The following is a 20,448-nucleotide window of genomic DNA, read 5'->3' on the forward strand; positions in this document are numbered from 1 at the left end:
TTCAGCACGTCCAATCGTCAATTTCCTCATCAGTCGAGCGTCTCGCGGTAGAACCAGGTGGCCACCCCCATCACGACGAGGGTGAATGCTGCGATGGGCCAGAGCTCGGGCGCGATTGCTGCCACACCGTTGCCCTTCAGCAGAACTGAACGCACGATACGGATCGCATGTGTCGTCGGGAGCAACTCGCCGAGCCATTGCGCCCAAACCGGCATCCCTCGGAACGGGAAAATGAAGCCAGAAAGGATGAGCGAGGGCAGCAAGCTGAATTGCGCGAGCTGTTGGGCTTGCATCTGATTCGACGAGATAGTTGAAAAGGTCAGGCCGATCGCAAGGTTGCCGGCAATGAACAGGCCTAGCGACAACAGGAGCAAGGGCACAGATCCACGAATCGGCAGGTGAAACACGACTGCCGAGACGGCGAGGATGGTGACTGCCTGGAGATAGCCGATGCCGATGAAAGGCACGACCTTGGCGAGCATGATCTCTATCGGCCGCACCGGCATAGCCATCAGATTCTCCATCGTACCGCGTTCACGCTCGCGCGTGATCGATAGCGTGGTCATCAGCATCGTCGACATCGTGAGGACGACGCAGATCAATCCCGGGACGACGTTGAGAACGGTGAGCTGTTCCGGATTGTAGCGAGCATGGACCACAAATTGGAACGGCGCGGCAGTTGGCTGCGGTTGCTGATTGGGCGGCAGATCACGGGTAAGGACGCTTGAGACCGCGCCCAAGGCGGCCGTAGCATTCCCGATAGCGGAAGGATCGGTCGCGTCGGCATCGATCAGGATCGACGGCTGCTCGCCCCGATCCACGGATCGGTCGAAATTTGGAGGGATGTTGATGACGAACAGCGCCTCTCCGGTGACAAGCGCCCGTTCTGCGTCGGCTTCGGACGAGTACAGCTTGATGTCGTAGTAGCCGGTATTCTGCAGCGCCGTAACGATCGTCCGCTCATATTTCGTCGGCTCGCTCACCAGCAGGCCGGTCGGCAGATTGTGCGGGTTGGTGTTGATTGCATATCCGAACAGGAACAGCTGCATGATCGGCAGGGCGATGATGAGCCGCAGCGTCATTGGATCCCGCCGAACTTGGATCCATTCCTTGCGCAAAAGCGCATAGAGACGTTTGAGCGAGAGACCGTTCATTGCGGCGTCTCTTTTGCGGCGAGCTGATGAATGAAGACGTCTTCCAGGCGCGGTTCGGTCTCGTGCCACGAAAATTCCGGGAAGGAGCTGATGGCGCGCTGCAGGGCCGCGCGATCCACACCGGCAATTCGCAGCGCATGCCCGAACACGGCCGCGGCCTCGACACCGGGCGCGCGACGTATGTGACGCGAGACTTCGTCGACACGATCGCCTACGGCTTCGTACACGACGAGGCCCGCGCTGCTGACGACTTCGTCCGCGGTGCCCTGGACCACGATGTGGCCGTCCGCGAGATAGACGATCCGATTGCACCGCTCTGCTTCATCCATGTAGTGGGTCGAGACCAGCACGGTGAGGCCTTCGCTGGCCATGTCGTGGATCAGATCCCAGAACTCGCGACGGGCCTTCGCATCGACACCGGCGGTCGGCTCGTCCAGCAGCAGCAGCCTTGGCCGATGCAGCACGCATGCCGCGAGTGCAAGGCGTTGTTTCCAGCCGCCCGACAGATGCCCGGCAAGCTGATTTTCATATCGGCCGAGGTTCATCCGCTCCATGATGTCGCGAACGGCCGCCTGCTGATTGTCCATTTCGTAGACGCCAGCGACCAGTTCGAGGTTCTCTCTTGCGGTCAGGTCCTCGTAATAGCTGAACTTCTGGGTCATATAGCCGGTCTGCCGGCGGATCTGCGCCGCCTCCTGGCGGATGTCGTATTCAAGACAAGTGCCTTCGCCGCTGTCTGGCACCAGCAGGCCGCAGAGCATGCGTATGGTGGTCGTCTTGCCGCTGCCATTGGCGCCGAGGAAACCGCAAATCTCTCCTCGTGACACCTGCAGGTTCAGACTTTTGACCACGTGCCGTTCGCCGAATGTCTTGTGCAGATCGCGAACGTCGATGACGAGCTCTGTCATGGCGCGCCCTCCGGCCGCGGTCGCACGGTGACTGGCTGGCCAGGATTGAACAGGGCCGCCTGTGCCGGCGGTGGTCGAGCTTCGATCAGGTAGACGAGCTTTGCCCGGCTTTCCTCGCTGAAGATCACGGGAGGGGTATATTCGGGTTGAGGGGCAACGAACGAGATGGTCGCCGCGATGTCCGCGCCGCATCGGTCGCATCTCACCGTGACGACGTCGCCGCGATGGATGCGAGAGAGCTCCGGTTCAGGTACGAAGAAGCGCACGAATATATTGCCCGGTGGGAGGAGGGACACGACTGGCGCTCCGGCCGCCATCGTCTCGCCTGGACGAGCCAGGACGTCGGCGACGCGGGCTGCGACCGGCGAAGTCACGCACCGCTGCGACAGCCGCCAATCCGCCATCTCCACCGCAGCCTCCGCCGCTTCGACCGCGGAACGTTGCGCTCTGATTTCGCCATTACGTCCCATCGGGGCGCGCGCTTGAGCAAGAGCGGCTTCAGTCGCGGCGACTCGCGCTGTGGCCGACCTGTAATCGGCGCGCCGTTGGTCCAGAGTCTGGACGGTGACCGCGCTATCTTTGATCAGAGCCTCGCCTCGATCGAGATCGATCTTGGTACGCTCGACGGTAGCCCGGGCATCGGCGAGATTGGCTTCGGCCTGCTGGATTTCCGTAGGTTTGCCGGCTGCTTGGAGATTGGCGAGTTGGTCCCTCGCCTGCTGGAGCTGGCGCGCCGCCTGGTCACGGGCAGCCCGGTCTGCAGTCCCATCCTGTGAGAATAGTGGAGCCCCGATCTCGACCCAAGCGCCGCGGGCGACGTTCACCGCCGTGAGCAGTCCTTGCTGGGTTGGTGCAACCTTCACGTAGTCCGCCTCTGCGTAACCTTGCCAGGACGTCGTCGGCGGCGTGCGGTGATACCACCACGCGAAACCTGCGACGGCAGTCGCGATCAAGACGCCGAGAACGATGAGTGCTTGCCGGGTCAAATGTTCAAACCTGCTTGTTGTCGCTTTGGGGCTCAGGCCGAGGCGGGCACGCCGACCACAGCTGCGCGGATTGGACGATCCTTGCAAATACCCAAGGCCGATCGAGAAGTAGGGGCCTGGCTCGCGATAGCCACTACTGCGGTCCCATCCGCCAAACCTGCCAGGAAAGGATGAGATACGGCGCCCATACAACAAGCAGCACGATCATCTGCCAAACGACGCGCCATCTCATGCTCTTTGGCCCTTTCAATCCCAAACATAGTAGGCGTGACCGGTGTCTCGATAATATTAGAGCGTATGATCGAATATTTAGCGATTGGAACTGGCGGTGTCAATCAATATTAGATTGATTGATCTAATAACAAGCCGCACGAGAGCCTGGACCCTAATCAAGGGCTGTCTCGCGGAGGGGAGCGACAGATGGCGGGACCGCCCGAAGGTTTTAACTGCCGTCGCGCTGGAGCCGAATTGCCTGCTCGGGACAGGCCGATACGCACAGTCCACAGGCCTCACAGGCGTCGACGTTGGGCGTCGCAGCTGTCTTCATGCCGTGCGCCCAGACCTTAAATTTGGCGAAGAGGGGCAGGCTTTCGTATGTCTCAGCCGGAATGCGTACGATCTCGAAGACGTTAACCGGGCACACCTCGACACAGGCAGCCTTGCCCTCGCAATGCGCCGGGTCGACCACTGGACGCACCACCCCTGGTGACAGGCGGCAGGTCTCCTTTGTTGCTTTTTCCATGTTCAATTCCCTTTTTCAGGCGAGAGCGTCGCGGCAGAGGCCGTCTGCGGGCGAAAGGCTCAGGCGTCAGAAATAATCCGCTGGCCGGCGCGGTCCCGAGCGGCGAATCCCGTTCCGAATATCCAGTCCCAGACACCGGTGGTGACGCCGAAATTGCAGGGGAGCGGGGCGTGATGGTGAAGGGCGTGCCGACGATGGAGCCGATGAAGGTAAGTGTCGGGCGCGATCCGCCAGTGATGCACGATGTGATGGACGCCCACGTACCACAGGTAGCCGGTTGCGATCCCGGCAGTGAAGGCGCTGGCCGGTCCGAGCCCCGCCTTCCACCATAGCGGCAGCAGTGCGCCCCCGCCGATCAACGCGAGGCTAAACCACGTCGGTGTGCCGACGAACCCCCTGGGTTCGTCATGGTGCGCCTCATGCATGTCGGCCAGATACGGAAGCTCATGTAGAACAAACCGATGCGCGACGTACTCGATCAGGGTCCACAGCACGAGGCCGCCCACCACGCAGATGGCCGCCTTCTTCCAGCACATCGGGGAGCCCGGCCGCAACGCGGCCGTCAGCAACATTGCGATCACGGGTGGATAGATCACGAAGTCGGCGAAGTAGGCGGCTCTGCTCAAACGCATGATGGGTCTCCACCGCGATGGTCGTGTTGCCAAGGGTGCATGGGTTCAGCCGAGTTCGGAGAGATCTTCCTCTGTGAGGACGATCTCACCAGCCGCCATGTTTTCCTCGAGATGAGCGATGGAGCCGGTGCCAGGAATTGCGATCGCGACCGGCGACAGGGCCAGCAACCAAGCCAGGGCGATCTGATGCGTGGTTGCCGCGTGCCGCCTCGCAACCGGCGCAAGCCGGCCGTCATCGATCGACGCGAGCCGGCCGTCGTTGATCACCATCCTTCCTCCACCGAGAGGGAAGAATGGGCTGAAGGCGATATTCGCGCTGTCGCATGTCCTTAGCAATGCCATGTCATGTCGCTGGCTGACGTGGAAATTGTTTTGAACGGCGGCCACGGGCGCGATCGCGCGGGCTTCGGCGAGATGATCTGCATCGATGTTGCTGAGTCCGAGGTGACGGATCAGGCCTTCCTCGCGCAAGTTCGCGAGCGCCTGGAAGCGTTCCGCAAGCGACTCGCCGTGAGGGGGCGCCATCTCGCCGATGCGCAAGTAGACCAAATCGAGCCGCTCGAGGCTGAGATCCTGAAGATTCTCCTCGACAAGCTTTCGCATGTCAGCGCCAGAGGCAACGCGATGGCTCCCATCCGGGTTAAAGACATGCCCCACCTTAGTCGCGATCACCAGGTTGGAGGGATAGGGGTAGAGCGCCTCTCGGATCAAAGCATTGGCGCGGACCGTTCCGTCACCGCTCCTATAAAAGGCTGCCGTATCGATAAGGTTGACGCCGAGTTCGACTGCACGCCGCAAAACGGCACGGCCGGCTTCCGGATCGCGAGCTGGTCCACGAAATCCGTTGGCCGAAAGCCGCATTGCGCCGAAGCCCATGCGATTGACGGCCATGTTGCCGCCGATGAGAAAATCGGTGTCCTTGGTCGATGACAAGGTGGGTACTCCAGATGAAGATGGTGAAGCAGGGTTGGTGTCGATCTTCTCGTCGCCCGTCGCGGCGTGCAGCAGGAGGAGAAGGACTCGGGCGTCGTGACCGCGAGGCCGAGTGGGATCCGTCCGAGCCTCTAGCGGCTGATCTTCAGGTCAGGCTTGTCACCCTCCCAGGCCTGAAATCCTCCGGGAATTTCGCGGAACCGAAGGCACTTTGACATCATGGTGCCGGAGAGGCACATGGCATCGCCTTTGATCGTCCAGCTGACAGACTGTGTAAACAGGGTTGCACGTACGCTCCCGGTGCCGTCCTTGTTCAGGGTGAGTTTGAAGCTCCTGCCATTCGGTGCGTCGGCCGACCAAGGAGTGCCATCGGCGAGAATGCCGGCCGCCTTCTGTGCCGGCAGGTACGGCTGCCCCTGAGCGAGAGCGGGCGTCGCGATAAGAATGCGGACGGCCACCGCCGCTGCGAGCTTTAGATGCGCCTTCATGTTTGATTTTCCTTCCTTTGATCCACCTGAATGTCCGCAAGTAATACTAGATCATTTGATCTAATATATCGAGCGCGGCTTTCTTCGTCAATGGTTGGTAGAGTGATCAATCTAAATTATGACCGGGAGCCCGCTCCACGGAGGACAGGACGGAGCCTCGATGGCCCGGGACGCGAAGTCGCAATGAGCGCAGGTAATGCGCCGCGATCGGTGCGGACCTGAAGACGCAATAAAGGAGACAGGGAGCCATGGACCAATTGCTCGGTACGGCGACAGAGCTACGCCAAGGATGGTGGCCGGGCACTGCAGGGCGGTCGAGGGCCCTAGAGAGAGCTGAACGACTGGAGTCAATTCTTCGAAGTCGACCGGTGGCGCGCCGCCCGCCCGGAGAGGAAGAGGGGCTGGTTTCTCCTCAAAAAGCCGGACGAGCGACGCTCCGAGCGGATTGTTAAAGCAAAGCGATGGTGTTGGTCAACAATAATAGATCAAACGGTCTATAATTGTATTCGTGATCGGATCAGAACGCTCGCGCGAGTCGGAAAGCTTGTTAAGACAGAGCAAGCAATCGAATTATGTTGACTTACTCGTCGGAGTTCCATAAAATAGATCGATTAGTCGAGTAAATGGCAGGCTCGGCCATCGGCGGGCGTGCTCTTGTAAATTGGCGGTTTCTCCCGTGTTTATTTGGATGCGCCGCTCAGCCAACCTGGCACCTCTGCTCGCGACGCTGTTGACGACGCTCCTGGTGGCGGGCTGCGCGGCCCTTGCGCCTCGAAATGCCCTGCCGGAAGCTGCGGCCGCCCACATTGATCCGGATGGGTTTCATAACATCCGGTATTGGGGCGATGAGGCGACGCTGGAAGCGGCTCCACTTGAGCCAGGGCCGGACAAGGCTTCTGAAGCCCTGAAGGGTTATCAAGCCGGGCGGCCGCTCAACTTTCTAGCGATTTCGGGCGGAGCCGAAGATGGAGCATTTGGCGCCGGCTTGTTGGCCGGGTGGGGCGACGCAGGACGTCGGCCGACGTTTCATTTGGTCACCGGCGTGAGCTCCGGAGCACTGATCGCTCCGTTCGTCTTTCTTGGCCGCGAGCGCGACGGCCAGTTGCGAGACATTTTCACGAACTACGGACGAAGGGACATCTTTGCCGTCAACGTGCCGAGTTTGCTTGGCGGCTCCGGATTGGTCGACAGTTCGCCGCTGGCTCACTTGATCGAGAAATACGTCGACGCCGAATTCCTTCGCGAGGTGGCGCGAGAACGGAGCAAGGGAAGGGTGCTGTTGATCGGAACGACCAACCTCGACGCACAACGGCCGGTCCTATGGGACATGGGCCGCATAGCGGCAAGCGACAGCCCGGAGGCGCTTGATCTGTTTCGTAAGGTGCTACTTGCTTCCGCAACGCTGCCGGGTGTGTTCGCTCCGGTCCGGATGAAGGTGCTTATCGGAGGCAAGGAGTATGACGAGCTTCATGTCGACGGAGGAGTAACAAGGCAGGTCTTCATTCCTCAGTCGATCCTGCGCCTCGTTTCCGGTAGCCAGCTGCAAAAACTCGCCGTAGGAGCTCGGCTGTACGTCATTAGGAACGGTCGCATCCAACCGCAATGGGAGCCGGTCAAGGACAACGTACTGGCGATTAGCCAGAGGTCGCTTTCGACGTTGATCAAAAATCAGAGCATCGGCGATCTTTATCGAATCTACACGATTACAAGGATGAACGGCATCGAGTTCAATCTCGCGAGCATCCCAAGCGATTTCCAAGCCCAATCGAACGAGCCGTTTAACCTCACATACATGAGGGCACTGTTTGACCGCGGTTTTGACATGGGCAGGCGCGGCTATCCCTGGATCAAGAGCCTCCCCGGCCTGCAGACGGCCGCTCGGCAGCCGTCGTCCGGGCTCTAATTGACGCTGACCAGGGCGCCGTGATGCGATCGGATAGGCCTAATTCAGCCCAAAGACGCGCGCTGCATTCCCACCCAGAAAGAGCGCCCTGGTCTCGTCATCAAGTCCAAGGTCGTTCAATCCTTCCAGTGCCTTCGCCGGGCTGATCATTGGATAATTGCTGCCGAACAACACCTTCTTCCGCCCGTTCGTCTTCAGGTATTGCACGATCTCCGGAGGGTATCGTCGGATCGTGTAAGCAGACGTGTCGATGAATACGTTCTCGTATTTGGTCGCAACGGCGATCATCTCCTGCGTCCAGGGGTAGCCGATATGCCCGGCCACGATCTTCAACTCCGGAAACTCCAGGGCAACATCGTCGAGGTATGGGATTGGGCGGCCTGTTTCCGACGTCCGCAGCGGGCCGGTGTGACCGACCTGCGTGCAGAACGGAATGCCAAGTTCGATGCATTCCGCATACAGCGGATAGTAGCGCCTGTCGTTCGGCGGCAGACCCCACAGCCAGGGAACGACACGAAGCGCTCGGAAGCCGAGTTCTTTGACAGCGCGGCGCAACTCCCGGACGGCCTCCATGGGCTTGTACAGGTTGACACTCGCGACGCCCACGATTCGCTCAGGAAATTGGCGTACGAGCGCCGCCACCTCGTCGTTGGAGATCATAAAGCCGTCAGGACCGCACCATGCTGCGGTGAGGCCGATCCTCACGCCGCCCTGGTCCATCGCCGAGATCGTCATCTCGGGACTGATGACTGCCGGGCGATCGCTCTTGCTGGTCCAGCGCCGCAGCGATGCGAACATCTCATGGTTCGAATGTCGTTCGGTCGGGTGCTGCATCCATGCATCAATGATCATCGGTGCCTCCTTCCTGCTCTTGTGGTCTCAGTCACGACGGCGCGAACCGCGCAGTCGACCAATTCCTGGGCGTATTTTCCTGGATCGGTGCGGTCGCGGCCGGAAAGCCAGGCGCGGCAGAAGATCTGCGCGGGACCGATCACCTGACTTGAGAAAACCAGCCCACTTATGGAGCGGAGATGACCGGCTTCGACCAGGGGAAGCCGCCAGCGGTCGAGCCCCTGTCGATAGATCGCGTTCTGTGCCTGCAAGGCGTCCGCGATCCCCTCGAACCATTCGGCCCGCGCCTGCTCGAACAGGAAGCGGGCCTGGGGCTTGTTGGTGGTGACCCAGGAAATGTGGGCGCGGACGAGCGCAGCGATTCCCTCCGCGGCACCAATACCGTCATGCACCGCGCGAAGCATCGCCTGGTGGTAGGCGCGGATGGCGTCGAGGAAGAGTTCGGCCGCTAGGCTCTCCTTGGAATCGAAGAAATGGAAGAAGCTTCCATTCGATACGCCGGCTTTGCTCCTGATGGAGGCGACGGTCGCGGCTTCATAGCCGTGCTCGTCGATCAGGGCGAGCCCTGCAGTGAGAATCCGTTCTCGTGTTTGCATAATGTCACGAACTAGAGTAACACTCTGGAGCATCGCTCCAGTGGCTGCTCACTGTCAAGGGGCGGGATCTGGAATCTTCCCGTCAACGACTTGGGGGATGAGATGACGACGCCAATTGCGGGATTGGACTGCATCGAGCTGCTCGTCGAAGACGTGGCCCAGGCAACCCGAGACTACGAGATATTGCTCGGCCGCAAGGCAAGCAGAATCGAGGATGGGGCGTCACTCCGGCTCAGTAATGTTACGCTTCTTTTGCGGCAGGGTCGCGGATCGGTCGGGCTTGGGCTTCTCCGTTTCGAAGTTGATGAGCCCGCCCGCATGGCGCGCCGGCTCGAGCGCCTCGGGTTGTCGACGGTCGAGAGCGTCGGGCCCGGGGCGGAAGCTCCCACCGTGCAGATCGACAAAGTGGCAACCTACTCAGTGCCGCTCGGGTATTCCTTCGGAGGGCGACGCGGCGGTGAGATCGTCGACGACGGCGGGGACATACGCGGGCTGGACCATGTTGTGATCGCCACGCAGCAAGCCGATCGTGCAGCCGCTCTCTATGGCGCGCGACTTGGCCTCGACATGAGGTTTGACTCCACGCGACCCGACTGGGGGCTCAGGCTGATGTTCTTCCGCTGCGGAGATCTCGTGCTGGAAATCGTGCAGAACCTTCGCGAGGGCATACGGAACGACGAGGATCGGCTGCACGGGTTCAGTTGGCGGACGCGGGACGCGGAAACGACTCATGCACGTCTTTCCCGGGAAGGCTTCGATGTCTCCGATATCCGGCCGGGGCGCCGGCCGCACACTCGCGTCTTTACGGTCCGTAGCCGTACCGCGGGCATTCGCACCTTGTTTCTCGAGCTCTCACGGCCCACTTCGGCTTAGATCCAAGAACAGAGTGGTCAGTCTCTGAGGACCTCACACTCGCCCAGCTCAATTGGCTCTTGGAGCTTTCTTCGTTGAGCGGCACAAAGTCGCCTCGTAGACCTGGGCTTCATAGGAATCCAGAAGAGGTTTGCGTCTGTCATCGAATGCCACGTAGTGCGGCATGTTGATGTGGTTTTCCAGGTCCTTCAGGGTTTCCCACATCTCGAAGACGAACATCTCGTCTGTGTTTTCCAACGAGGGATAGTGTGAATACGCCAGATTTCCTCTCTCCCTTCGTGTGTTCTCGACATTGTCCATCACGAAGGACAAAAGCTCATCCCGTTTTCCGGGCTTGAGAACATATTTGACCGACACGACGATGGTCATTTCAAAGGATCCCTTCAGGCAACGCCATCGGATTGGGTGAGAACGTTCATATTGGTCTCAGGGATTTGTGCAGTCAACGTGTTGGAGATCAACGCGCACACGAAGCAGTTCTCCCAAAATTCATGTGACTTGAGTCTCACTCAAGGTGCCCTCCAAAAAACTCGTTTGCCAGTTCCAGCCTGCTTTGACCATCTCCGGGATAACAATCGAGCGACCTGTATCGAGTGGCTACTGGATCCGGCCTTTTCGATTGGTCGCAAGCCACAAGGCCGCGGGGGAGGGTGCACTATGAAGAAGATCGGCTTGATCGTTGGCGTCTTGGCCAGCACCGCGCTGTCTTTAACCGCCTGGGGCCAAGCCAAATACGGGCCCGGGACATCGGCTACTGAAATCCGGATCGGCAACACTGTGCCCTATAGCGGTCCCGCGTCAGCCGTCGGCGCAATTGGCAAGGCCCTCGAGGGCTACTTCGCGATGGTCAATGAAAGCGGCGGCGTGAACGGTCGAAAGATCAAGTTCATCAGCCTCGATGATGCCTATTCGCCGGCGAAGGCGGTCGAGCAGACCCGCAGGCTGGTCGAAAGCGATGACGTGTCCTTCATGCTCGCCAACACTGCCACAGCAAATATTTCCGCAACGCAGAAGTACTTGACGATCAAGAAAGTGCCGACCCTCTTCGTCGTCAGCTCTGCGTCGAAATGGAACGACCCGGAGCATTTTCCGTGGACGATGGCCTTGCCTTGGCAACCCCCATACGGAGATGAAGCCAAGATCTACCTCGATTATCTGAGGTCGAGAAAGCCCGACGCGCGCATCGCCATCCTTTACCAGAACGATGACGCTGGAAAGGAATACCTGAAAGCAACAAGAGAATCGCTCGGCACTGCCGCAGACAAAGTCATTGCGGGCGCTGCGTCATTCGAGGTGCTAGATCCTACGGTTGACTCCCAAATCCTTACATTGCGCGCAACCGGTGCAGATGCACTTATGATTTACGGGGTAACTCCCAAAGCGTGTTCGCAGGCATTGCGGAAGTTGCACGAAATCAATTGGCGGCCGATCCGCTTCATCGCGTCGAGTTGTGCCAACCCGGACGCAGTTCTCAAGCCCGCTGGGTTCGATGCCGCTGATGGCATCATGACCATTATGGCGTTCAAGTTCCCTGTTGCCGGCGAACCGGACGACGCTGCCGTCAGCGAGTACAAGGCATTCATGAGCAAATATGTCCCGGGCGCCAATCCGTACGATACCTTCAATGTCTACGCTTACTCCCTTGGCCAGGCTACGATCGATCTTCTTCAACGGGCCGGGGACGATCTTACCCGCGAGAACATCATGCATACTGCCGCGACTATGCATGACGTAAGACTTCCGCTCTTGCTTCCAGGCATTTCGCTCAACACCAGCCCGACGGACTATCGGCCTTTGCGCGATGGCTATATGGCCGAATTCAAGAACGGCCGCTGGAACGTATTCGGGGTCATGATCCGGCCTCAGTAAAGAGCCGTGTGCGTGTCCGATCGCTGAGCCAAAGCGCGCCCTGAAATGGCGCCTCGGTACGGTAATTGTGAGGCCACAGGCGTTGCGGCTTCCGCAGCGCTCGCGGTGACGCTCCCGCAATGGCGGGGTGGACAAAGTTTAAGAAGGGGGGCCCTAACGCGGAGAAGTGCATCATAAATGGGAGAGAGCTCCAGCCCATCCTCTGCGCGTTCAGGTCCTATAGCCACGAACGATCACTGCTTGGATGAGGATCCGCCCTTAGATCGCAAGAAGTTAAGCAGCGCGGCAACTCGTGGCAGGTGCAGCCTTTCGAGAGGAATCATCGCCTTCATCCAAAGGTCGGGGACAGGAAAGTCGGGCAGAACATCAAGCAGCGCTCCGGTCTTGAGATCCCGCTCGGTGATGTACTTGCTCAGCAGTGCGATACCCATCCCATCCTTTGCCGCTTCGAGGAGCATCAACATGTCGTTGCTCGACAGCCGAGGCCGGACGGCTACGCTGGTCACGCCCGTCTTTGCCAGGAATGACCAACTCGGTCCGGTCGGCTGATAAACCAGACAGGGATGTGCGGCCAACTGTCTCGGATGCTCAAGTGCCTTCAGTGCCTTGAGATACTTAGGACCTGCAACCAAGCTACGACTTAACGGCCAAAGAAATTCGTCGGCTACTCCCTCGAAACTCGCTGGGAACGCCGTGATTGCAATATCGATCCCCTCCGCAGCGGGATTGAGTGGACCATCCAGCAGCAGAACCTCGAGGTCGATCCCGGGATTTTCTCGAACGAAACGATGGATCAGACGGTCAAGACGTACGAACCCAAGAGTGGTCGGCACTTTGATACGAATCGAACCTTCAAGGTGCTGCCTCCCTTTTCGGATTGCCGCAAGCGTTTCGTCATACCGCGATACGGCCTCGGCGATCCTCGGAAGATGATATTCGCCGTCAGCCGTTAGACGCACTTTCCTCGTCGTGCGATGGAGCAGAGTGGCTCCAACTGCGCGTTCGAGCTGCGATACGCGCTTGGTGAGAACCGAGGTGGCGAGATTGAGTACTCCGGCAGCCCCAGTGAAGCTACCGGTCTTGGCGACGGCGACGAACGCCCGCATGTTTTCGAGCATATCCATTATTTACGATTCACGAAAAGTGTTCGCCTGACAAGCTACTTTTTCACCCTCTTCCCGAGCGACTAGGCTCCGCGCAATTCAAGCAGCAATACGAGGGAAGAGATGCTCGGGTCCATTGTCGAGCCCCAACGATGCACGCCTGTATATGGCGAATACGACCTTGTCGTGCTGGGTGGAGGCCCTGCCGGCTTGATGGCCGCTGCTGCTTGCGGCCGCGCTGGACGAAAGGTATTGCTCGTCGAACGCCATGGTTTTCTGGGCGGGATGGGGACCGCTGCAGGCGTCACTAACTTCTGCGGTCTATACGCCAACATCCACGGTGAGCATGTTCAGGTCGTTGGCGGGCTTGCCGACGAACTTCTCGATAGAATGCGCCGGCTTGGCGGGTTGAACACGCCTCACCTGATCTTTGGAAGAATTCTGGCGCAATCCTACGATATACCCGCCTTCAAGCTGGCGGCTGATGACCTGCTGATTGAGTCCAAGGTCAGTGTTCTCTTCCACGCAGTTGCAGTGAGCGTTGCAATGGCGTCAGAAACACTCGTGGGTGCGGTTATTCTGGAAACGAAATCCGGACGCCTAGCCGTGCGAGGTCGGCTATTCGTCGACGGGTCGGGTGATGGCGATCTTGCCGTCTGGGCGGGCGCTGCCTTTGAAAAAGGCGATGGATCCGGCAACATGCTTTACCCCTCGACGATGTTTCGCATCAATGGCGTGGATCCGGAACGAGCGGGTGAAGCATGGTCCAAGATTCCCAAACTGATGGACCAAGCCGAAGCGGAGGGACGATTTGCGTTTCCCCGTAAAGGGGCGATCGTAAGGCCGCAGAAGAATCCAATCGAATGGCGAGCCAACGTCACGCAGCTGCGTGAGGAGGATGGCTCTGCGATTGATGGCACGGACGCGACTAGCCTCAGCCGCGGCGAGCTTCAAGGCCGAGCGCAAGTCCGCGAGACCTTTCGGTTCCTTCAAACGGTGCCGGGCTTTGAAAACTCGTACATCGTCGACATAGCGCCCCAGCTCGGTATCCGCGAGACCCGGCGGATTCTCGGTGAATACGTTCTGACGGAAGACGACGTGCTCGGCTGCGCCAGTTTCGAGGACAGCATAGGCCGCAATGGTTGGCCGATCGAAGAGCATACGGCAGGGGACGTCGCCTGGCACTGGCCTCAGATCCCGCAATCCCGCGGCTACAACGAGTTGCCTTACCGGATGATCGTTCCGCGCTCAGTAGACAATCTGTTTATCGTCGGGCGTTGCGCCTCGATGACGCATCTCGGTCAATCGGCAGCGCGCGTGACCGGTCCTTGCTTCGTCATGGGAGAGGCAGCCGGCACCGCTGCCGATATTGCGCTCAGGGGGAATGTAAGGCCCCGAGAAGTCGATCCCAAGAAGCTACAGGAATCTCTGGTTAGGCAAGGAGCCTTACTATGAGCGCCTCCTCACCGGTATCCACTACATCAGTGGCCAATGCGGACGCGCATGTTGCTCCCTTGTTCCGCTGGATCGTTCTGTTTGTCTCCTGGGCAGCGGTGACGTTAACCTTTACGGATCGGCTTGCGTGGGCAACCGTAGCTGTAGTTGCGGGACAGTCCCTTCAAATTCCCATTGCCGCGCTCGGCGTGTTCATCACCGCCTTCTATGTTGGATACGTCATTTCGAATATTGTCGGGGGGCTCTCCACGGATCGGTTCGGCCCGGAACGAGTGATGCTGATGTCACTCATGCCGCTTGGGCTGGCCACGTTCTGCTTCGGGTTTACGTCGAGTCTTGCTTACGGCGTCGCCCTGCAGATGCTCATGGGACTGTCCGCTGGTGCAAACTACTCGGCCACCGTCAAGCTGATAGTCTCTTGGTTTGGCCTCTCCGAACGCGGGCGCGCGATGGGGCTGTTAACGAGCGCCAACTCTTTCGGTGTTCTTGTTGCCAACGCGGTCGTGCCCAGCCTAAGCGCAGCACTCGATTGGACAGGAGCTTACCATGTGCTTGGTCTTGCAACGTCTCTGTTCGGCTTGTTGGCGTTCTTGACGCTGCGTAATCGTCGGGCCCCAGGCGCTCCGCCGCCGAGCCCTCGGTTCGACCCGTTCGTCGTTTTTCGCGATCGCAATTTGACCCTTCTGGCAATGGCGGGTTTTTGTGTGATGTGGGGAACCTGGGGAGTGGCATTCTGGGCGAACGCGCTGATGACCAAAGGGTTCGGCCTGAATCCCGTCGACACGGGAAGTTTGATGGCGTTGTTCGGAGCCGCCGGACTGGTCTCGAAACCCGTGATGGGATTTGTTCTCGATGCCGTTGGCGCGTCCCGCAAGAAGACGGTTCTAATCGTACTTTTCCTGGGATTTGCAGCGACGCTCGCCGGCTACAGCTTGTTGAATGACACCGGGCAGCTTCGGATCGCCACGCCCGTGCTCGGGCTATTTGCTTTCGTTTACACTCCGGTGCTGGTCGCTCTCGTCAGCGAAATCGCCGGCGCTCAGCGCACCGGAGCTGCTGTTGGGATATCGAATGCCGTTTGGCAACTTGGCAGCGTCATCGTTCCCGTGGCCATCGGAGTCGTATTCTCCGCGACGGAATCCTTCAAGGTGGCGTTCCTCACACTCGCTGTGGGACCGCTACTGGCCGGCCTGTTGACAATGTTCGTGAGCTACGAGGCTGAACATTGAGTCCTGGCGGCCAGTCCCAATCAGAGGCCTGTTGCCAAGGTGATGCGGAGAGCCGCAAGGGAGGAAACGTGGCAGACACGAGCATTCTTATTGCCGGTGGAGGCATTGGCGGTCTGGCTGCGGCGCTCGCCCTGGCGCATAAGGGCGCCAGGGTCACGGTTCTTGAGCGCGCGCCGGCCTATCAGGAGATCGGGGCCGGCATCCAACTCGGCCCAAATGCATTCCACGCGTTCGATTGCCTGAAGCTGGGCGATGCGATCCGCTCCATCTCTGTCTTCATCGATCAATTGCGGCTAATGGATGCGGTCACTGCTGAAGAGATCACGCATATCGATCTGACCACGTATTTCAGGACCCGATTTGGTAATCCCTACGCGGTCGTCCACCGTGCCGAGCTGCATACGATCCTTCTTCGCGCCTGTCAGCGTCACGAGGCGATCACGCTGCGTGCCGATTGCGACGTGATCGGATACGAGCAGGCTGAGGGCTCGGTCACTGCTCTGATAAATTCCGGCGAGCGCATCATGGGCTCTGCCTTGGTCGGGGCCGACGGACTACGGTCCAAGATCCGGCAGCAGATGCTTGGCGACGGTGAGCCGCGCGTGGCCGGCCACACCACTTATCGGTCTGTCATTCCGACCGAGCAAATGCCGGAAGATCTTCGCTGGAACGCGGCAACGTTGTGGGCGGGAGCGAAATGCCATCTTGTTCATTATCCGCTCTCGGGTTGGAAAGTGTTCAACCTCGCCATCACCTGTCACAACAATCCGGCCGAGGTGTTCGCGGCAAAGCCCGTTTCGCATGAAGAGGTTCTGGCAAGCTTCCGCGATATCCATCCGCGAGCTCAGGCCATTATTCATCACGGCAAGCACTGGAAGGCCTGGGTCACCTGTGACCGAGACCCGGTCGAGCAATGGGTGGATGGTCGAGTGTGCCTCCTGGGCGACGCCGCGCACCCGACGCTGCAATATTTCGCGCAAGGCGCCTGCATGGCTCTCGAGGATGGCGTCTTTCTCGCCGATGCGCTTGGCTCGCACGCTGGCGATATCGAAGGCGCATTTGAGCTGTACCGAACCACTCGTCTGTTGCGAACGACGCGAGTGCAGTTGGGTTCACGCCTGCTCGGCGATCACGTGTATCATGCCGATGGTGCTGAAGCGATGCTGCGCAATCACCTCATGCGGCAGATGAGCGTTGAAAGCTTTTGCGAGAAACTGTCCTGGCTCTACGAAGCTCCCGTGTCTCGGGAGCTGCCGGGATCTTATTCGGCTTAATTTATCCAACACTGGCCGCTTCCCTTTTCGAGCGGCAAACACGACGGAGAGTCAGAATGCAAGGAAAGATCGCGCTTGAGGAGCACTTTGCTCTTGAAGAAACGGTCCAGGACAGCGCTGGATTTTCACCAGTTGAGGACTGGACTGAGCTGAAGGGAAGACTGCTCGACATACAGGACCGGCGCTTAAGGGAGATGGATGCGCACGGCATCGAATTAATGCTGCTGTCGCTGAACTCGCCGGCGGTTCAGGCAGTTCCCGATCTCGACCGGGCGCTGGAGCTGTCGCGGCGCGCCAACGATTTTCTCGCTGAACAGGCCGCGCAGCGTCCGGATCGCTTTCAAGGGCTCGCTGCTCTTCCGATGCAAGACCCGGATGCCGCCGCGCTCGAACTGGACCGCTGCGTCACGACGCTTGGTTTTCGCGGCGCTCTCGTCAATGGGTTCAGTCAGCTCGCCAGCACGGACAAAGCGATCTACTACGATCTGAAGGAGTTTTGGCCGTTTTGGTCAGAGGTTCAGCGCCTCGATGTTCCCTTATATCTACACCCACGCAACCCGCTTGCCAAAGACGCCGCGATCTATGAAGGCCATCGCTGGCTGATGGGACCGACTTGGGCGTTCGGGCAGGAGACCGCCGTGCACGCGCTCCGGCTGATGGGCTCGGGCCTGTTCGATGCCTATCCGCGCCTCAATATCATTCTCGGACACATGGGTGAGGGCTTGCCTTATTCGATGTGGCGGATCGACAATCACAACAAATGGATGCGCACGCAAAACGTCTATCCCGCAAAGCGAGCCATCGCCGACTATTTCCGCGAAAATTTCTATCTCACGACATCGGGCAACTTCCGGACCCAGACCTTGATCGATGCCATGCTCGAGATCGGCGCCGACCGCATCCTGTTCTCTGCGGACTGGCCTTTCGAGAACATCGATCACGCTGCTCTCTGGTTTGATCAAGCGGCGATTTCGGAGAACGATCGCGTCAAGATCGGGCGCGAGAACGCGCGTTCACTCTTCAAGCTTTCAGGCGCCTCCCCCCAATCTGCCAAATAGGAGAACAAGGGATCAATTCGGAGGGGCCCACGAGAGCGTCAGAACTCTACGTTCATGAAGAAACTGTTCGGTGCGTTGTCCGACGGGCGCACCGGATTTCTCGGTGTGCTTTTCACGCTGATCACGGCGGCTACGACGCGTTTCAATCCAGCCTATGTCATCCAGTGTGTCATGCAGCCGTGGAACCTCGTGCCGAGCCAAGCTGGCCTGCTCGTCAGATCTGGCTTCATTGCATTCCGGATGGCGAGCCTCGCGGGCTGTTGGCCACGAGACCTTCCGCACATCTACAGCGCCGAAAGCTCCTATCTGGATGTGTGAAGAACTCGGTTACGTTTGGCGAGGTCGCGGGCACGGCTCCGGCCATAGAGCGCGCTATGTTTTGGGCCCTTCCCGCAATTTGCCTGTAAGCTATTGATCCGAATAGGGCTATTCAGGCTGATTTTTACATGTAAGTCGCTGTTTTTCTTCGATGAAGATCAGACTCTTAATCAGCGGGTCCCAGGTTCGAGCCCTGGTGCGCCCACCATTTAAATCAAGCACTTGGCGGTTTGATCAAGCGGCAAAATTAGCGCCGTTTACACCACCATTTACCGTTTTGTTCTCGCTTGGAGCTTTAGCACCGCGGCTTCCGCGAGCTGAATCGTAAGGATCCGGCGAGGACCACAGGCTAGAGGACTTTGACCGAGTGCTGGCCCGGAGCGGACTGGACCGCGTGGGCCAGCAGCTTGGGCCCTCCACGCCCGCGCGCAATCGGGTGCGAGGGAGCTGGCGGCGGGGTGATCGCTTCGCAGGCCCGGCCGAAACGATCGTCGCATTGGAGCAGCAATGGGAGCGAAACGCCATATCGCCGCGCTGTCGCCGCGGACCTGGCGCGGCGCCTGTGGCGCGCGGGCGCGCGACATCCTTGGCCGTGCGAAGTTGGACCCGCCAGGCTCACTGCTGGTCGGGAAGTTCGAGGTGAACCAGAAGCGATGACCTGAAGCCGGCGCCGTTTGGCTCTAGACAGACCTAAAGGTGCGCTAGTCCGCCTCTCCCGCTCGCCTGTTCGGAGAGTACGAAATCTAGAAGGCGCCCAGTCCGGGGCTCAAGGGATGTGAAGCCGTGACCGATCCTATCGCATGGGCATATCGGGAAAATTTGGAACAGCCCCTCCGAACGCTGGGTTGACGCTTCGGGTGCTTCGGCGTGCTCGAAGGGAGATCCGCAATGGCGCTCCAGACCGGCCCCGGGAATCGGCTTTTGGCGGCTTTGCCCCCAGCGGATCTCAAGCTGCTTGAGCCTCACGTTCAGAAGATAGCGTTCGAATCTGACGCTGTACTCGTGCGAACCGGAGATGAGCTCAAACAAGTTTATTTTCCGCTTAGCGGGGTCTTGGCGTTCCTGGTTGAGATGTCGGATGGACACATTGTCGCTTCCACTCTCATGGGCTCGGAAGGAGCGGTCGGCGCTCTCGCTATTCTAAGTCCCTCGCACTCGCCAGTCACAGCAACCGCCTATGTGGCCGGAGCTGCGCTTCAGATTCCTGTCCCACGATTACAACAAGCTTATGAGCAAAGCGGCGCCATCAAACGTGTTCTGCGCCTCCATTTCCGCACTCAATTGCTGCAGCTTCAGAATGTGGCCGCCTGCAACGCCGTGCACCCGGTAGAATGCCGTATGGCTCGATGGTTGCTCGAGATACACGACCGCGTTGCCAACGGCGAGATCAGATTGACCCAGGAGGCGCTGGCCCAACTTCTTGGGGTTCGGCGAACCACCGTGTCTCTAACCATGCGTAAGCTTCGGGCAATCGGCTGCATCATATCGGAGCGGCGCGGCGCGTTGGAGGTCCATCGAGCGCAACTCGAGAACGTCGCTTGCGAGTGTTACGGCGTGATGCGCCAGAGGATCAAACGAATGGATGAGGAGGAGTTGAGCTCCCCGAATGTTTCGCATCTGCAATATTCTCCGTTCAGATGAATTGAACCTCGTTCGCTATTGAACCGAAGCTGATGTGAGATAGATTACCTGCCGATGAAAGAGATGCTGGCCCATCTGGAACTGCTCCGCGTGCAAATGGCCGAGTGCGAGCGCCTTCAGCAGGCAGCAAGGAGCCAGCTCAAGCGCGAGGTCTATGCGCGGGCGCTCACTCGTTACAAGGCAATCGCAAGAGAGCTGGAACGAGCGATAGCATGCCTGCCCGACTTTAGGCCCCTGCGTCGGCCAGAAATAACACAAGGAAGAGTAAGACCGCCTCAAGCGGGCCAAGGCAGCCTTTGACCCGGGCGCGCAGGACGACGCCGCTGGCAGCGGTCGCGCGTCCTCCGGCGTTCAACGGGAGGCAGAGAGCACCTCGTGGCGCTTGGGAAACCGCGATGCGAGGCCGCTGCGCACTCTACGGCCGTAGGCAGCTG

At 59.4% G+C, this 20,448-nt stretch carries 21 protein-coding genes; 10 read left to right on the forward strand and 11 right to left on the reverse strand.

The genetic code is table 11. The features are described 5' to 3' along the window. Positions 1-29: 29 nt before the first annotated feature. The 7 genes from DCG74_RS37000 to DCG74_RS37030 form a co-directional block, all read right to left on the reverse strand. Positions 30-1,154, reverse strand: coding sequence for an ABC transporter permease (locus DCG74_RS37000; RefSeq protein WP_172787640.1), 1,125 nt, complete (start codon positions 1,152-1,154; stop codon positions 30-32). Continuing rightward, positions 1,151-2,062 carry an ABC transporter ATP-binding protein gene (locus DCG74_RS37005; protein ID WP_172787641.1) on the reverse strand — a complete coding sequence of 304 codons (912 nt, stop codon included), beginning with the start codon at positions 2,060-2,062 and terminating at the stop codon, positions 1,151-1,153. The genes DCG74_RS37000 and DCG74_RS37005 overlap by 4 nt, the downstream gene beginning before the upstream one ends. Continuing rightward, positions 2,059-3,048, reverse strand: a complete 990-nt coding sequence (locus DCG74_RS37010) for an HlyD family secretion protein (RefSeq protein WP_172787642.1) — start codon at positions 3,046-3,048, stop codon at positions 2,059-2,061. The genes DCG74_RS37005 and DCG74_RS37010 overlap by 4 nt, the downstream gene beginning before the upstream one ends. Positions 3,049-3,490: 442 nt before the next feature. Further along, positions 3,491-3,790 carry a 4Fe-4S binding protein gene (locus DCG74_RS37015; protein WP_172787643.1) on the reverse strand — a complete coding sequence of 100 codons (300 nt, stop codon included), beginning with the start codon at positions 3,788-3,790 and terminating at the stop codon, positions 3,491-3,493. A gap of 59 nt (positions 3,791-3,849) precedes the next feature. Beyond that, positions 3,850-4,422 (reverse strand): sterol desaturase family protein, encoded by a 573-nt coding sequence (locus DCG74_RS37020; RefSeq protein WP_172787644.1) that lies wholly within the window; start codon positions 4,420-4,422, stop codon positions 3,850-3,852. Positions 4,423-4,467: 45 nt separating this feature from the next. After that, complete coding sequence (locus DCG74_RS37025; RefSeq protein WP_210268418.1) at positions 4,468-5,355, reverse strand: aldo/keto reductase; 888 nt, start codon at positions 5,353-5,355, stop codon at positions 4,468-4,470. A gap of 131 nt (positions 5,356-5,486) precedes the next feature. Beyond that, on the reverse strand, positions 5,487-5,843 hold the full coding sequence (locus tag DCG74_RS37030) for a hypothetical protein (RefSeq protein WP_172787645.1): 357 nt from the start codon (positions 5,841-5,843) through the stop codon (positions 5,487-5,489). A gap of 688 nt (positions 5,844-6,531) precedes the next feature. Here DCG74_RS37030 and DCG74_RS37035 point away from each other — a divergent pair. Further along, a complete protein-coding gene (locus DCG74_RS37035) occupies positions 6,532-7,746 on the forward strand; it encodes a patatin-like phospholipase family protein (protein WP_172787646.1) in 1,215 nt (404 codons plus the stop codon). Positions 7,747-7,785: 39 nt separating this feature from the next. On the opposite strand, the gene DCG74_RS37040 is transcribed toward DCG74_RS37035, so the two are convergent. Further along, positions 7,786-8,598, reverse strand: a complete 813-nt coding sequence (locus DCG74_RS37040) for an amidohydrolase family protein (protein ID WP_172787647.1) — start codon at positions 8,596-8,598, stop codon at positions 7,786-7,788. After that, positions 8,595-9,227 carry a TetR/AcrR family transcriptional regulator gene (locus DCG74_RS37045; protein ID WP_246708915.1) on the reverse strand — a complete coding sequence of 211 codons (633 nt, stop codon included), beginning with the start codon at positions 9,225-9,227 and terminating at the stop codon, positions 8,595-8,597. The genes DCG74_RS37040 and DCG74_RS37045 overlap by 4 nt, the downstream gene beginning before the upstream one ends. Before the next feature lie 69 nt (positions 9,228-9,296). Between DCG74_RS37045 and DCG74_RS37050 the strand changes: the two genes are divergently transcribed. Next, positions 9,297-10,067, forward strand: a complete 771-nt coding sequence (locus tag DCG74_RS37050) for a VOC family protein (RefSeq protein WP_172787648.1) — start codon at positions 9,297-9,299, stop codon at positions 10,065-10,067. A 48-nt stretch (positions 10,068-10,115) separates the two neighbouring features. Here DCG74_RS37050 and DCG74_RS37055 read toward each other — a convergent pair whose 3' ends face one another. Then, positions 10,116-10,436, reverse strand: coding sequence for a putative quinol monooxygenase (locus DCG74_RS37055; RefSeq protein WP_172787649.1), 321 nt, complete (start codon positions 10,434-10,436; stop codon positions 10,116-10,118). Positions 10,437-10,724: 288 nt separating this feature from the next. Between DCG74_RS37055 and DCG74_RS37060 the strand changes: the two genes are divergently transcribed. Next, on the forward strand, positions 10,725-11,936 hold the full coding sequence (locus tag DCG74_RS37060; RefSeq protein WP_172787650.1) for an ABC transporter substrate-binding protein: 1,212 nt from the start codon (positions 10,725-10,727) through the stop codon (positions 11,934-11,936). Between the two features lie 233 nt (positions 11,937-12,169). On the opposite strand, the gene DCG74_RS37065 is transcribed toward DCG74_RS37060, so the two are convergent. Then, on the reverse strand, positions 12,170-13,060 hold the full coding sequence (locus tag DCG74_RS37065; RefSeq protein WP_172787651.1) for a LysR family transcriptional regulator: 891 nt from the start codon (positions 13,058-13,060) through the stop codon (positions 12,170-12,172). A 102-nt stretch (positions 13,061-13,162) separates the two neighbouring features. On the opposite strand from DCG74_RS37065, the gene DCG74_RS37070 reads away from it, so the two are divergent. From DCG74_RS37070 to DCG74_RS37100, 7 genes are all read left to right on the forward strand, one after another. Further along, positions 13,163-14,494: an FAD-dependent oxidoreductase gene (locus DCG74_RS37070; protein WP_172787652.1), complete on the forward strand. Its 1,332-nt coding sequence runs from the start codon at positions 13,163-13,165 to the stop codon at positions 14,492-14,494. After that, on the forward strand, positions 14,491-15,723 hold the full coding sequence (locus DCG74_RS37075; RefSeq protein ID WP_172787653.1) for a nitrate/nitrite transporter: 1,233 nt from the start codon (positions 14,491-14,493) through the stop codon (positions 15,721-15,723). Before DCG74_RS37070 ends, DCG74_RS37075 begins: the two co-directional genes overlap by 4 nt. A 68-nt stretch (positions 15,724-15,791) precedes the next feature. Continuing rightward, positions 15,792-16,997, forward strand: coding sequence for a 3-hydroxybenzoate 6-monooxygenase (locus tag DCG74_RS37080; RefSeq protein ID WP_172787654.1), 1,206 nt, complete (start codon positions 15,792-15,794; stop codon positions 16,995-16,997). Between the two features lie 56 nt (positions 16,998-17,053). Then, positions 17,054-18,055 carry an amidohydrolase family protein gene (locus tag DCG74_RS37085; RefSeq protein ID WP_172787655.1) on the forward strand — a complete coding sequence of 334 codons (1,002 nt, stop codon included), beginning with the start codon at positions 17,054-17,056 and terminating at the stop codon, positions 18,053-18,055. 54 nt (positions 18,056-18,109) lie between these two features. Further along, entirely contained in the window at positions 18,110-18,373 is a 264-nt protein-coding gene (locus DCG74_RS37090) for a hypothetical protein (RefSeq protein WP_172787656.1), read from the forward strand. Between the two features lie 507 nt (positions 18,374-18,880). Beyond that, positions 18,881-19,030, forward strand: coding sequence for a hypothetical protein (locus tag DCG74_RS37095; protein ID WP_175421781.1), 150 nt, complete (start codon positions 18,881-18,883; stop codon positions 19,028-19,030). A gap of 231 nt (positions 19,031-19,261) precedes the next feature. Continuing rightward, positions 19,262-20,014 (forward strand): Crp/Fnr family transcriptional regulator, encoded by a 753-nt coding sequence (locus DCG74_RS37100; protein WP_172787657.1) that lies wholly within the window; start codon positions 19,262-19,264, stop codon positions 20,012-20,014. Positions 20,015-20,448 lie beyond the last annotated feature (434 nt).

Origin of the sequence: Bradyrhizobium sp. WBAH42, from assembly GCF_024585265.1 — a bacterium.
Lineage (GTDB): Bacteria > Pseudomonadota > Alphaproteobacteria > Rhizobiales > Xanthobacteraceae > Bradyrhizobium.